The organism is Streptomyces prunicolor NBRC 13075 (assembly GCF_000367365.1).
GTDB classification, from domain to species: domain Bacteria; phylum Actinomycetota; class Actinomycetes; order Streptomycetales; family Streptomycetaceae; genus Streptomyces; species Streptomyces prunicolor.
This window is the reverse complement of the sequence record NZ_BARF01000051.1, coordinates 174,625-188,562: the sequence shown is the minus strand read 5'-3', so window position 1 is coordinate 188,562 and position 13,938 is coordinate 174,625. Positions and strand designations below refer to the sequence as shown.

Genomic DNA, 13,938 nt, shown 5'->3' with positions numbered 1-13,938 from the left:
CGGCAGCAGCGCCAACGCACCCGATCCCAGGGCGACTCCGGCACCCACGAGGGCGCTTCCGGCGGCCTGGGCGGCCCCGTAGGAGCCCGTTCCTACGAGCGGCGCGGTAGCGGCGGCGGCGACCGGGATGAGGCCGGAGAAGAGCGTGGCGCGCTCCGCGCCGATCCGCTGCACGCCCATGTACCAGCACACGAAGCCGACGACCGTGACAACCGCCGCCTGCCACAGCAGCGCGGCGGCCTCGGTGCCGTCCGGGCGCCGCAGCCAGGCGGTTCCGTCCAGGACCAGCCCGGCCGTCGCCGCCTCGACCGCGGCGAGACCGCACACGGTGGCCGACAGCAATCGCGGTCCCAGGGGCCGCAGTACGGGAACCGCGAGCACCGCGAAACCCACCTCGCCCGCGAGTGCGCACCCGGAGAAGGCGATTCCGGCGCCGTCCGTACGGCCCCACCCCTGGACCGTGAACGCGCCGACGGCGACGAGTGACGCCCCGTAGAGCACGATCCGTCGTGGACGGCGTCCCTCCAGGAAGGGGACGAGGATCGCGACCGCTACGGGAGCGCAGCCCACGAAGACGCCGGGGACGGCCGGTTCGGCGCTGCGTTCGGCGGCGATGACGGCCAGGTTGAAGCCGACCATGCCCACGGCCGCGAGGAGCGCGAGACGGGCCCATTGGCGTGGCGTGAGTCCCCGTAGTCGGGCCGTCGCGTCCTTGCCGGTGAATGGGAGGAGGAGCAGGCAGGCGAGGCCGTAGCGCAGGAACTGGCCGCCCGCGTACGGGTAGTGGCCCAGGACGCTGTTCGCGGTGAAGGACGCGCCGACGAGGACGCAGGCGAAGGCGGCGAGCGGGGCGCCGCGGGCGGTGGTGGCGGTGGCGTTCATGGCAGCGACGCTAGGGAGACCGGCGGTCCGGTTTAAGGTCCACTTTCATGACGTCATCACGGACCAATCCGGAAGGACCGGCCAGTCCGGAAGGGCCCGTCGATCCGGAGGGGCCGACCGATCCGGAGGGTCTGACGGGTTCCGCCGCCTGGGAGTTGCTGCTGCCCGCGGCCTCCGCACCGGCACGCGCGCGTGGTCGCTCACTTCAGGCCGCGCTGCACGAGGCGGTGCGTTCGGGGCGGCTCGCGCCGGACACCCGGCTGCCGTCGAGCCGCGACCTGGCGGCCGACCTCGGGGTGTCGCGGGGGCTGGTCACGGAGGCGTACGAGCAGCTGACGGCGGAGGGGTATCTGCGCAGCGGCCGGGGTGCGGGCACCTGGGTGGGCGGTGCCGTACGGGCGGCACGGCCACGCGCGCGTGACCTCGCGCCGCGCTCCCCCGACGCCCGGGCCGACTTCGTGCCCGGCACGCCGGATCTGTCGCTGTTCCCGCGCGCGGCCTGGGCGGCGGCGCAGCGCGGTGTGCTGGCGGAGCTGCCGCACGACGTGCTCGGTTATCCCGATCCGCGCGGGCTGCCGCGCTTGCGTACGGCTCTCGCGGAACTCCTGGCGCGCCGCCGGGGTGTGGTCGCCGACCCGGAGCGACTGGTCGTGGTCTCCGGAGTGGCGCAGGCTACGACGCTGCTCGGATTCGTGCTCCACGCGCGCGGGAAACGCACCGTCGGCGTCGAGGACCCGGGCAGTCCCCAGCACGGCGCCCTGTACGCCTCGGCGGGCGTCGGCACCGTACCGCTGCCCCTGGACGAGGAGGGTCTCGCGGTCGGGCCACTGCGGGCGTCGGGTCTACGGGTCGTAGTGACCACACCCGCCCATCAGTTCCCCACGGGCATCGCCTACTCCGCGCGGCGACGGGCCCAACTCCTCGACTGGGCGCGGTCGGTGGACGGTCTGATCGTCGAGGACGACTACGACGGCGACTTCCGCTACGACCGGGCCCCCGTGGGCGCGCTCCAGGGTCTCGACCCGGAGCATGTCGCCTACGCGGGCTCGGTCAGTAAATCCCTGGCCCCGGGGCTGCGGCTCGGCTGGCTGCTCGTCCCGGAGTCCCTCGCCGACGAGGTCGTCGAGCGCAAGCGGACCATGGACCTCGGCCACCCGACCCTGGATCAGGCGCTGTTCGCCCGCTTCCTCGAACGCGGCGACTACGACCGCCAGTTGCGCCGCTGCCAGCGCGCCTACCGGCAGCGCCGCGACGCCCTCGTCGCCGCCCTGGAGGAGCACTTCCCGGGAGCGCAGGTGACCGGGATCGCGGCGGGACTGCACGTCATCGCCGAACTGCCGGAGAGGTACGGCCCGCAGGAGCACTTCCTGGAACGCGCGGCCTCCGCCGGCGTCGCGGTGCGCCCCCTCACCGCCTACGCACACGCGCGCGTGGACGACGACGCGGTCGTACGGCTGGTCCTGGGGTACGCGCGGCTCTCTCCCGGACGGATCCGTGCGGGCATACGTCTGATGGCCGGCGCCGTACGCCCGTAGGGAGTCTCTGGTGTCGCGCGCGGCCCCATGTCACCGCGTTCCGTTGTTCACCTGTGGTTTCCGTGCGCGCTGTGGCGCACCAGTAGTTGTGGCAGTGCACCCTGACCGCATCCCGTCCGTGGAGGCGCAACCCCATGTCACCTCGTCCGTTCCCCGCCCGCCGTAGCGTTCTGCGCGGCTCCCTGGCCGCGTCGGCGGCCCTGACCGTGCCCGCCGCCCTCGGCGCCGCCCCGGCTTTCGCCCTGTCCGGACGGCCCAAGGCGGGCTGGGGCGTGCAGGCGGGAGACGTGACCTCGGACTCCGGGCTCGTGTGGGTGCGTTCGGACCGCCCGGCCCGGATGATCGTGGAGACCTCGGCCACCGAGTCGTTCCGCAATCCGCACCGGTGGCACGGCCCGCTGCTCGGCGCGGGCACGGACTTCACCGGCACCACGCGGCTGCGCGGGCTGCCCTCGGGGGAGCAGATCCACTACCGGGTCCTGCTCGCCGACCCCGACGACCCGCGCCGTACCGGCGAGCCGGTCGCCGGTACGTTCCGTACGGTGCCGACCGGGCGGCGCGGTGTGCGTTTCCTGTGGTCCGGTGACCTGGCGGGCCAGGGCTGGGGCATCAACCCGGATCTCGGCGGCTACCGGATCTACGACGCCATGGGCAGGCTCGACCCGGACTTCTTCCTGTGCAGCGGCGACAACATCTACGCCGACGGTCCGATCACGGCCACCCAGGCGCTGCCCGACGGCAGCCTCTACAGGAACGTCACCACGGAGGAGAAGTCCAAGGTCGCCGAGACCCTGGCCGAGTTCCGCGGGAACTTCCGCTACAACCTCCTCGACGAGAACCTCAAACGCTTCAACGCCCAGGTCCCGTCGATCATCCAGTGGGACGACCACGAGGTGCGCAACAACTGGTACCCGGGCGAGGTGATCGCCGCCTCCGACACCCGCTACACGGAGAAGAACGTCGACGTCATGGCGGTGCGCGCCCGGCGTGCGTTCAGCGAGTACTTCCCGATCTCGACGCTGCGGCCGGGCGCGAAGGAGGGCCGGGTCCAGCGTGTGATGCGGCACGGTCCGCTGCTCGACGTGTTCGTCCTGGACATGCGGACCTACCGCAACGCCAACTCGCCCGACAAGCAGACCGTGGACCCGCAGGGCATCCTCGGCCGCGAGCAACTGGAGTGGCTCAAGCGGGAGTTGTCGCGCTCGCGTGCGGTGTGGAAAGTGATCGCCGCCGACATGCCGCTCGGTCTGGTCGTGCCGGACGCCACCGAGGGCAAGGCGAACATCGAGGCGGTCGCGCAGGGCGACCCGGGCGCGCCGCTCGGGCGTGAGCTGCAGATCGCCGAGCTGCTGCGGTACATCAAGCACCGGCGGATCACCGGCACCGTGTGGCTGACGGCCGACGTGCACCACACCTCCGCGCAGCACTACCAGCCCTCACGGGCCGCGTTCACGGACTTCGAGCCGTTCTGGGAGTTCGTCTCCGGTCCGCTGAACGCGGGTGCCTTCCCGGCCAGCGACCTCGACAACACCTTCGGTCCCGAGCGGGTGTTCGTGAAGGCACCGACCGCGCAGAACGTGTCGCCGGCCCAGGGCTACCAGTTCTTCGGCGAGGTCGACATCGACGGCCACAGCGGGGAGTTGACGGTGCGTCTGCGGGAGCAGGACGGCACCGTGCTGTTCACGCGGACGCTGCAGCCGGGACGGGTCGGCCAGTAACTCCACTACCCTCGTACATGGGCCGCGCACCGGCGTCATCCCCCGGTGCGCGGCGTTCGCCGCAGTGCCCCAACACCCCTTCGCGGACCGCGTTTTCGCAGGTCAGAGCCGATTGTCAGTGGTGGCCTCTACGGTTTTTCCATGACGCGATCTTTGCAGGCCGTGACCTATCGCCGACCCTCCGTGCTGGAGTCGTCGGCGGGTGAGCGGCGCCTCGGCCTTGAGACCTCACAGGGTGCGACTCCTTCGGGTGTCACCGACCATCCGCGCTTCTTCGCGGGCTTCCTGACCTCTCCTCAGGTGGCCTCGGCGGCGCTGCTGGCGGTGGCCGACGTGGCGGCCACGCGGTACTACCAGCGCCAACTGCCCGCCTCGCTCGACCCGGTGGTGACGGCGGGCGGCGACCGGCTGCGCTTCGAGTCCTTCTCGGGCTGCGGTGGGGTGTACGCGCGGCTGGACGTCCTCGGCCCCGGACTCGACGGCGACGAGGTGGGACACGGCACGACGAACGTCGACGTCAACAACCCGCTGCGCGAGGCCCTGTCCCGGATCGGCACCGACGATCCGCTCCATCTCCGGGTCGGGCCCGAGGAGTTGGCCGTGACCACGCTGGACGGCCCGGTGCTGGAGAAGAAGGTACCGCTCCCTGATCGGTGGCTGCGCGGCTTCGCGGAGGCCCAGGTCATAGCGGCCGGCTTCGACCTGCGGGCCGAGCTGCCCGCGGCGGAGGCGGTCCGGTTCCTGCGCTCCCTCCCGAAGAGCGGGGCGCGCGGTACCACGAGCGGCCCGCGCTGGGTCGTACCGGCGGGCCGCGGCCTGCGCCCGACCACTCGCCCCGTACCGGGCGCGGTGTGCCTCCCGGGCCCGGAGCGCCTCATCGCACTCCAGCGGGTCCTGCGCCACGCGACGGCCCTGCGGATCTACGGCCCCGCCGTCATCGGCGCCGGTGCCACGGCCGGTGCCTGGGAAGCCGTGCTGCCGGGCATGCGACTCACCCTCACGCTGTCGCCGGACGCGTCGCGCGGATTCTCCGGCGAGGGCGGCGTCCTGGACGCGCTCACCGCCGACGAGGCGGGCGAGGACGCGGAGTTGATCTCCGTGCTGCTGGCCTGGGAGCCCCGTATCGACGTCGCCGACATGGCCGCCGCCTCGGGACTCACCCCGGAGCGGGTCCGCGCCGCGCTGACCCGGCTCGGCACTTCGGGGCGCGTCGGCTACGACACGGCGGAGGCGGCCTACTTCCACCGTGAACTGCCCTACGACGCGCAGCGCGTGGAGCGCCACAATCCGCGGCTGCGCTCGGCCCGCGCGCTGGTGGCCGCGGAGGCGGTGACCCTGGAGGGCGCGATCGGCACGGTGACCGCCGAGGACGGTCATGTGCACCGGGTGCGGGACGAGGCGGGGGTGCTGAGTTGCAGCTGCGTGTGGTGGGCGAAGTACCGGGGCGGACGCGGGCCGTGCAAGCACGCGCTGGCGGTGCGGATGGTGCGGCGGGGCGCCGCAGCGGAGCAGGACACACAGCACAACACGAAGCAGGACATGGTGCGGATCGACGGGGGTGTGCGATGAGTTCGCTGGTGGAAGCGGTGCGGGCGGGCCGGACGGCCGAGGCGGTGGGGCTGCTCGACGGGCTGACGGACGCCGAACGGCGGTCGTTCCTGCCGGAGTTGAAGGAACTCCGCAAGGAGCTGCGCAAGGCGCCGTGGGAGGAGCCGTCCCGCCGCGCCTATCCGGCTCTGCACGCGGCCGGGGCCGCCTGCGAGACGGGGGCGGCAGCAGTGGCTACCTGGATCGCCGCTACCGACATGCGCTGGTCGCAGTCGTCCCCGGCGCTGCTGATCCACATCCTGGGCGACCGCGACACCGCCTGGCTCGCCGACGTGACGCACCGCCTCGCCGGACGCCCGGCCGCCACTGGCGTGCCGTATGAGCTGATGGCCGGTCTGGTGCGGCTCTCCGGTTGCCCGGTGCCGACGACGGACGCCTATGTGCGGGGCTGGGTGGAGCACATCAGCCACCTGCGGCAGCTCGGGAACACCCTGCTCGACCGGCTGCGCACGGATCCGCATCTCGCGGAGCTGGTGCACGCGGTCTTCGAGACGGAGGACATCGGCAGCCCGCTGGAGTGGGCCTCGACCGATGGGCCGAACAGCTGGGTCGACGCGCTCGCCCAGCTCACCGCCGAAGGCGTCCTGGACCGGAAGCGCACGGTGGACGCGTGTGTGGCCCGGCTGCTGCGGGGCGGTACGACCCTCGACAACCGGGTGTTCCTGCGCGTGTTGAAGGCCCTCGCCCTGACCCACGAGGAGGAGCGGGAGCGGATCGCCGACTGGCTGGCGCTGGCGTCGGACGCGGTACCCACTGTGGCCTCGCATGCTCAGTCGGTGCTCGGTTCCCTGGCTCTGGAGGGGGAGTTGACGCCACGTCGGCTGGCGGAGATGTCGGACGCCGTACTGTTCCGGCCCGAGAAGAAGCTCGTCCGGGCTCAACTCGTGCTGCTGGGGAAGGTGCTGGCGCGGGACGCGTCGACCGCCGACGAGGTACTGCCCGCCCTCGGCCAGGCCTTCGGGCACGAGGACGCGGACGTACAGGAGCGGGCACTGAAGCTGGTCGAACGGCACCTCAAGAAGGTCCGGTCCCCCGAGGTGCGAGCTGAACTCGCCGTAGCGGCGGACCAGTTGATCCCCACCTTGCGCGCTCGCGCGGTCGAGACGCTGGGTGCGGCGCCGGTGGCGGCGGCATCCACGGTGTACGAGGAGGTGCTCCCGCCGGCACCGGAGGCGGCGCGCCTCGCACCGGCGCCCGAGTCGGCAGTCGAACTCGCCGAGGAACTGGGAGTGTTGCTGGCGACCGAGGGGGACGTCGCGACGTTCGAGCGTGCGCTGGACGGACTCGTCCGCCATGTGTACCGGGACCGGGACACCCTGCTGGAGGCGTTGGGGCCGGTGGTCGCGCGCCGCTGGTGGGACAGTGCCGAGCCCGGGTACGGCCGGCGTGCGGACGAACATTTCAGCAGGATGCACCACAGCTTCGGCAGCGGATCGTACGGGCTCGATCTCCTGCTGGCCACCCTCGTGGACAAGGTACGCACCGTCACACTTCACGAAGGGGTGCAGCACGGCCATCGGGGCCGGGAGTGCGGGCACAGCGCGCTGACGCGGGCCTTCGACGCCCGGGTGTGGGAGGTGGCGTACCGGCTCCGCGCGGAGCCGCTGCCGTTCCTGTTGTCGACGCCGAGTTGGAGCACGGGACTGCTGGAGCCGGGCGAGTTGGTGGACCGGCTGGACGCGTACCGGCGCCTGGGCGCGCGGGTCTCGGAGGCCGACTTCGCGCAGGCGCTGCTGCGGGTGCGCCGCGAGGACCGGGCGGCGGCAGCCGCTGCCGCCGAGCGGGCGGAGGCGCTCGGCACGGCGGAGGGCACCCGGCTCGCGCGCTGGCTGACCTCCGAGAGCCCCGCCCTGCCCCTGAGCAGGCGGCGGACGGCCGGGGCGCGCGTCGTGGTGGAGCTGGGTGAACTCCTCGATGTGCAGGAGGACTTCCCGGCGGAGTTCCGCGCGCTGGGCAAGCCGGTGACCGCCTACGGCGACCGTTGGCACTGCTACCACTGGACCCAGGACGTGCAGCCGCACTGGCTCGCGATACTCCCCGAGCGTCGCGAGCTGGTGGCGGCGCGGCTGGTGCGGGACGTGTCCGCCGTCGCCGTCGACGACACCCGGGGCGCGGCCGCCGTACTCCCACTGCTGGCCGAATCCGACGGGGTGGCCGGGCAGGCCACGCACCTGTGTGTGGCGTACGGTCTCGGGGCGCGGCACCCCGAGGATCGGCTGGCCGCCGTGGACGCGTTGCTGGTGCTCACGGCGCGGGGACAGTTGGACGCGGCTCGGCTGGGTGCGGATCTCGGGGAGCTGGTGCGGAGCGGGGCCGTGAAGCCGTCGCGGCTCGCCGAGGCGGTGCGGACAGGGGCGGCGACCGGGGCGAACGCGACCATCTGGGGGATCCTCCGGCACACCCTCACCGCACTGCTCGCCGACCTGGACGGCGACGCCAAGCCCGCCCACGCGCGGGCGCTCGGGGACCTCCTCACCGTGGCCGCCGAGTGCGCGGAGCGGTCGGGGGCGCGGGGTGAACTGCCGCATCTGGCGCAGACGGCGGCCCGGAGCGGCTCGTCCCGGCTGGTCACTCAGGCGCGTCGGCTGCGTAGCGCGCTGGTGGAGGGGGTGGCCGCATGACGTAGGGCGACAGGGCTGACCTCCGGTGCACCGCACTCACCAAAAGAACGGCAAAAGGTACAGAACGATCCTTTTACCGGTAGGTCACAGAGCGTTCGTGATCACGCAACACCCTTCCTTCACAGTGGATGCATGAGTCGAGACATGTCTGATGTGACGCGCGCGAGGCACGGGCGTCCGGTGCACCACTGGCGGCGGGACCTGGTGGAGCTGGCCGCGCTGTTCACGGCGGTCGCGGTGGCGGACGTCGTGGCGGATCTGGTGGGGCACGGACCCGACGGTCCGGCGCTGCTGGCGATCTCCGCGCTGGCGTTGATCGCCACGGCGGGGTTCCACACGTGGTGGTCACGCCGCCACGGCCATGCGCCCCCGACGGGCGATATCGGTGCCCGGCCGGCCGCGGAGACGCGGCGGACCGGGCCGACCGGATCATCCGAGTCGAAGTCGAAGTCCGCGTCGAAGCCCGTATCGAAGTCCGCGTCCGAGGCCGTATCCGAGACCACGTCCGAGTTCACGTCGGCGTCCGAGTCCGCGCCGTCGTCCGCGGCAGCCGACCCCGTCGCCGCGCCGGCCGCGCTGTGGCGGATGCGGACGACGGTGCAGGACGCGCCGGGATCGCTGGCGGTGTTGTGCACGGCGCTGGCCGGTCAGCAGGTCGACATCCTGAGCCTGCAGACGCATCCGCTGGCCGAGGGCACGGTGGACGAGTTCCTGCTGCGGGCGCCGGCCGAGGTCGCGGCGTCCGAGATCACCCGGGCGGTGTCGTCGGCCGGCGGTTCGGGCACCTGGATCGAGCGGGCCGACGCCCACGACCTGGTGGACGCGCCGACCCGTGTCCTGGGCCTGGCCACGCGGACGGCCCTGGACGCGGCCGAACTACCGCTGGCGCTACGGCAGTTGCTGGGCCGGTGCACCATCCGTTCACTGCCCGCCAACGTTGTCGCCGGCACGGGGCGCGAGCCGGAGTCGGTGCCGGTGGAGGGGGCGTTGGAGGACACGGTCATGCGGCTGCGGGCGCCGGAAGGCGGAGTGATCACAGTGGAGCGGGCGTATCTGCCGTTCACGCCCACCGAGTTCGCCCGGGCGCGGGCGCTGGTCGAGCTGGACGCCCGGCTCGGTCCGCGCATCCCGCGCAGCCAGGACGTACTGACGCTGCCCGAGGGCAACGCGATCACCGTGCGGCGCGCGGACACCGGCGATCTGGACGCGGCGCGGGAGATGCACGAGCGGTGCTCGGCGCGGACGCTCGGTATGCGCTATCACGGGCCGGTCGGTGACGCCGACCGGTATCTCAACCACCTGCTCTCTCCGCGCTTCGGGCGGACGCTCGCCGTGCAGACGGCGTCGGGGCGGATCGTCGGGCTCGGGCACCTGTTGTGGGACGGGGACGAGACGGAGGTCGCGCTGCTTGTCGAGGACGACTGGCAGCGGCGGGGTATCGGGAGTGAGTTGTTGGGGCGGCTGGTGGGGATGGCTGTCGAGGCGGGGTGCGAGAGCGTGTACGCGGTGACTCAGGCGTCCAACACGGGGATGGTGGCGGCGATGCGGGGGCTCGGGCTGCCGCTCGACTATCAGATCGAGGAGGGGACGTTGGTGGTCACGGCTCGGCTGAGTGCGGCGGTGAGTTCCGTGGATGCTACGGAGTTCGGGAGGGCCGAAGCGCCGTAGCGGTTGCGGATCGGTTTACGGGCGCGGGTGCGTTGTGGCTGGTCGCGCAGTTCCCCGCGCCCCTCTGGAGGGGCGCAAGCGCCCCGTCCAGATCTGCCCAGAGGTCCTCTACGTCCTCCCCGGTCACCACGTGGTGACTGATGGAGGCCGGGTGTTGGATCAGGGTGTCCACGCTGCCCTGACTCAGCGCCGGGGCGATCAGGCGGACTCCGCGATGACCTCGTGGGGGTCGCCGTGGACCTCGAAGGCGATCATCGCGCCGCCGATGCGCGGGCCCTTGCTACCGCTTGCCACGCCCGTAGCTGAATCGGGGTGACGCGGAGAAGTTCCGCGTATGAGGATGGTCCCCATGTCGCAGACCAACACTCCGCTGCCCCGGCAGGTCGCCGACGCCTACGTCGACGACCTCATCGCCCTCGATCCGGTCACCGGTACGTATCTCGGCGTGAAGGAGAGTTCGAGCCGCCTGCCCGATCTCTCCCCCGCAGGTCAGGAACGACTCGCGGAGCTTCAGCGGGCGACCCTCGCGAAGCTCGACGAGGCAGAGCGCCGGCCCGGCGCGGACAGTGACAGCGAGCGCCGTTGCGCGCGCCTGCTGCGCGAGCGGCTCACCGCCGAACTCGCCGTGCACGAGGCCGAGGAGGGCCTGCGCGCGGTCGGCAACATGCACACGCCCGCGCACTCGGTGCGCGAGGTGTTCACGGTGACGCCGACCGAGACCGACGAGGACTGGACGGCGATCGCCGAGCGACTGCGCGCGGTGCCGACCGCGCTGGCGGGTTACCGCGAGTGCCTCCAACTGGGCCTGGATCACAAGCTGTTCGCGGGTCCGCGCCCTACCGACACCTTCATCGGCCAGCTCACCGAGTGGTCGGACACGGACGGCCAGGGGCGCGGCTGGTTCGAGGACTTCGCCTCGACGGGCCCCGAGGCGCTGCGCCCCGAACTGGACGAGGCCGCCCGTGCGGCGACCGCGGCCCTGGTGGAGCTGCGGGACTGGATGCGCGAGGTGTACGCGCCGGCCATCGAAGGCGCGCCGAACACGGTGGGCCGGGAACGGTACGCGCGCTGGTCGCGCTACTTCAACGGTACGGACCTCGATCTCGACGAGGCGTACGCGTACGGCTGGTCCGAGTACCACCGGCTGCTCGCCGAGATGAAGCGGGAGGCCGAGAAGATCCTGCCCGGCGCCGCGACCCCGTGGGTGGCGCTCGCGCACCTCGACGAGCACGGCCGGCACATCGAGGGCGTCGAAGAGGTCCGCGCGTGGCTGCAGAGCGTGATGGACAAGGCGATCGAGGATCTGGACGGCACACACTTCGAACTCGCCGAGCGGGTACGGAAGGTGGAGTCGTGCATCGCCCCTGCGGGCGGCGCGGCGGCGCCGTACTACACACCGCCGTCGGAGGACTTCTCGCGTCCGGGCCGCACCTGGTTGCCGACGATGGGCCGCACCCGGTTCCCGGTCTACGACCTCGTCTCGACCTGGTACCACGAGGGCGTCCCCGGTCATCACCTCCAGCTCGCGCAGTGGACGCATGTCGCCGGGAACCTCTCCCGTTACCAGGCCGCCGTGGGCGGGGTCAGCGCCAATGCCGAGGGCTGGGCGCTGTACGCGGAGCGGCTGATGGACGAGCTGGGTTTCCTGGAGGACGCGGAGCAGCGGCTCGGCTATCTCGACGCGCAGATGATGCGGGCCGCCCGGGTCATCGTCGACATCGGCATGCATCTGGAGCTGGAGATTCCGGCGGACTCGCACTTCCACCCCGGTCAGCGTTGGACGCCGGAGCTGGCCCAGGAGTTCTTCGGCGCGCACAGCAGCCGTCCGGCGGACTTCGTGGAGAGCGAGATGACCCGCTACCTCACGATCCCCGGCCAGGCCATCGGCTACAAACTCGGCGAACGAGCCTGGCTGTTGGGCCGCGAGAACGCACGGCAGCGGCACGGCGACGCCTTCGACCTGAAGGCCTGGCACATGGCCGCGCTGTCGCAGGGCTCGCTGGGGCTGGACGACCTGGTGGACGAGCTGTCGCAGCTCTGACGCACCTCCGACGCAGGTGACGCACCTCCGACGCAGGTGACGCATCGGCGGCCGGGTCCGGGAGTTCGGGACCCGGCCGCCGAGAACTCCCCTCACCCTGCGGTCGGTTCGGAACGCAGCCGCCCGCAACTCCCCTCACCGCACGATCAGCTCGGGAGCCGCCGCAGCTGAACGAGCCCGAGCCACGTCTCCGGACCCGGCCGGGCCTGCCCCGCGCGGACCGCGTAACGGCCCGGCTCCAGGTCGACCTTCAGATGTTCCGTACCCTCCGACTCCCGCCCGGGCCACGCCGAGTCGAACAGGACGACCGGGCCGGTTACGTCCCACTGCACCTCGTTCTCCCAGGTCGCGCCCGCGAGCGCGGCGGGGATGCCGGCCAGCACCTCGTCCTCGGAGTTCGCGGCACACCACCGTACGAACGTGCCGTGTTCCGGCAGGAAGGCGGTCGACGCGGGGTCCTCGCCCAGGACCAGCGCCGCGCCATCCCCCACGGGCAGCAGGCCGGCGTATCCACCGACCTCGCACGCCCGGTCGTAGTCCGAGGCCAGCTCATCGCCGTCGGCTCCGGCCCAGAACGGCAGCACCGTCTCCGGCACCGCTATGAGCGGCCCGCCGCCCGACTCCACCCACTGCACCGCCGTACCCGGCTCCGCGTAATGCGCCATGGGCAGAACCTACACGCACAGCTACCCCACATGTTCACGGTTCCGAAGACCCGCGCGTCGGCGGTCGGCGTACGAACTCGCCTTCCAGGAAGCCCAGTTGAAGGACATCCGCCAGCAGTCAGCAGCCGCAGTCGGCCGCGCCCACCGGTGCCGTCAACGAATCGGTCGCACCTCGCTCACGCCCCTCCCACGTCTCGAACTCGAAGCCCTCACGCACCCAGTACTCGAAGCCCCCGAGCATCTCCTTGACCTGGTACCCGAGTTCGGCGAGCGCGAGGGCGGCCCGGGTGGCGCCGTTGCAGCCCGGACCCCAGCAATAGGTCACGACCGGCACGGACTTGTCGAGGAGATCCTCGGCCCGCACCGGAATGAGCGCGGTGGGGAGGTGGACCGCTCCAGGGACGTGCCCCTGGTCCCACGACTCGGTGGAGCGTGAGTCGACGACGACGAAACCGGGATCGCCGCCGATCGCCAGCGCGGCGGCCACGTCGGAGACGTCTGCATGGAAGGCGAGGCTCGCGCGGAAGTGGGCGGCGGCTGCCGCGGGCGCGGCGGGGGCGACCCGCAGAACAGGGTTGACGACAGTACTGCTGCTCATGATCCGGCCTTTCACCGAGGTGTCCCGGGTCTCCCGAGGTGTCCCTACGGCCAGAAATCTACGGTCGCGGACCGGTCCGCTGAAGGGGTGATCCCCGGCGTACCTCTTGATCCGCCGGGGATTCCCCTGCTATTCCTCGGGCATGACCGCGCATTCCGCTTACGCCCCGGACGCCACCGACTGGCGCATCCTCGAAGTCCTCCAGCGGGAGGGCCGGGCCAGTTTCGCCGAGCTGGCGCGGGCCGTCTCCATGTCCGCGAGCGCGGTCACCGAGCGGGTGCGGCGGCTGGAGGAGGCGGGGGTGATCCAGGGCTACGCGGCGGTCGTGGACCCGGAGCGGCTTGGCCTGCCGATCCTGGCGTTCGTGCGGCTGCGCTATCCGAACGGCAACTACAAGCCCTTCCACGACCTGGTCGCCGCGACGCCGGAGATCCTGGAGGCGCATCACATCACGGGCGACGACTGCTTCATGATCAAGGTCGCGGCCCGTTCGATGCGCCACCTGGAGGAGGTGTCGGGGAGGATCGGCGCCCTGGGCTCGGTCACCACCAGCGTCGTCTACTCCTCACCGCTCCCCCGCCGCCCCCTGGGCCACTGATCTC

9 protein-coding genes and 2 pseudogenes are annotated in these 13,938 nt (G+C 72.0%); 7 read left to right on the top strand and 4 right to left on the bottom strand.

Going from position 1 to position 13,938, the window contains the following annotated elements:
- Positions 1–39: 39 nt before the first annotated feature.
- A pseudogene (locus SPR02S_RS60400) lies at positions 40–882 on the bottom strand (DMT family transporter); the annotation flags it as partial.
- 47 nt (positions 883–929) lie between these two features.
- On the opposite strand from SPR02S_RS60400, the gene pdxR reads away from it, so the two are divergent.
- From pdxR to SPR02S_RS23690, 5 genes are all read left to right on the top strand, one after another.
- The gene (gene pdxR, locus SPR02S_RS23710) at positions 930–2,417 is read left to right on the top strand and encodes a MocR-like pyridoxine biosynthesis transcription factor PdxR (RefSeq protein WP_019059491.1); all 1,488 of its coding nucleotides are present in this window, start codon (positions 930–932) and stop codon (positions 2,415–2,417) included.
- A 134-nt stretch (positions 2,418–2,551) separates the two neighbouring features.
- Positions 2,552–4,135: an alkaline phosphatase D family protein gene (locus SPR02S_RS23705; protein WP_019059490.1), complete on the top strand. Its 1,584-nt coding sequence runs from the start codon at positions 2,552–2,554 to the stop codon at positions 4,133–4,135.
- Positions 4,136–4,276: 141 nt separating this feature from the next.
- Entirely contained in the window at positions 4,277–5,704 is a 1,428-nt protein-coding gene (locus SPR02S_RS23700) for an SWIM zinc finger family protein (RefSeq protein ID WP_026150816.1), read from the top strand.
- A complete protein-coding gene (locus SPR02S_RS23695; protein WP_019059488.1) occupies positions 5,701–8,364 on the top strand; it encodes a DUF7824 domain-containing protein in 2,664 nt (887 codons plus the stop codon). Before SPR02S_RS23700 ends, SPR02S_RS23695 begins: the two co-directional genes overlap by 4 nt.
- A 144-nt stretch (positions 8,365–8,508) precedes the next feature.
- Positions 8,509–10,032 carry a GNAT family N-acetyltransferase gene (locus tag SPR02S_RS23690; RefSeq protein ID WP_106436998.1) on the top strand — a complete coding sequence of 508 codons (1,524 nt, stop codon included), beginning with the start codon at positions 8,509–8,511 and terminating at the stop codon, positions 10,030–10,032.
- Here the strand turns inward: SPR02S_RS23690 and SPR02S_RS60395 are convergent.
- Positions 10,001–10,305 (bottom strand): annotated as a pseudogene (locus tag SPR02S_RS60395) (PLP-dependent transferase); the annotation flags it as partial. The gene SPR02S_RS23690 and the pseudogene SPR02S_RS60395 overlap by 32 nt on opposite strands.
- A 76-nt stretch (positions 10,306–10,381) precedes the next feature.
- On the opposite strand from SPR02S_RS60395, the gene SPR02S_RS23680 reads away from it, so the two are divergent.
- Positions 10,382–12,073 carry a DUF885 domain-containing protein gene (locus SPR02S_RS23680; RefSeq protein WP_019059485.1) on the top strand — a complete coding sequence of 564 codons (1,692 nt, stop codon included), beginning with the start codon at positions 10,382–10,384 and terminating at the stop codon, positions 12,071–12,073.
- Positions 12,074–12,219: 146 nt separating this feature from the next.
- Here the strand turns inward: SPR02S_RS23680 and SPR02S_RS23675 are convergent, their stop codons facing one another.
- Positions 12,220–12,738 (bottom strand): immunity 21 family protein, encoded by a 519-nt coding sequence (locus SPR02S_RS23675; protein ID WP_019059484.1) that lies wholly within the window; start codon positions 12,736–12,738, stop codon positions 12,220–12,222.
- 118 nt (positions 12,739–12,856) lie between these two features.
- Positions 12,857–13,336, bottom strand: a complete 480-nt coding sequence (locus SPR02S_RS23670; RefSeq protein ID WP_019059483.1) for a rhodanese-like domain-containing protein — start codon at positions 13,334–13,336, stop codon at positions 12,857–12,859.
- Positions 13,337–13,478: 142 nt separating this feature from the next.
- Between SPR02S_RS23670 and SPR02S_RS23665 the strand changes: the two genes are divergently transcribed.
- Positions 13,479–13,934, top strand: a complete 456-nt coding sequence (locus SPR02S_RS23665) for an Lrp/AsnC family transcriptional regulator (protein WP_019059482.1) — start codon at positions 13,479–13,481, stop codon at positions 13,932–13,934.
- Positions 13,935–13,938: the final 4 nt, after the last annotated feature.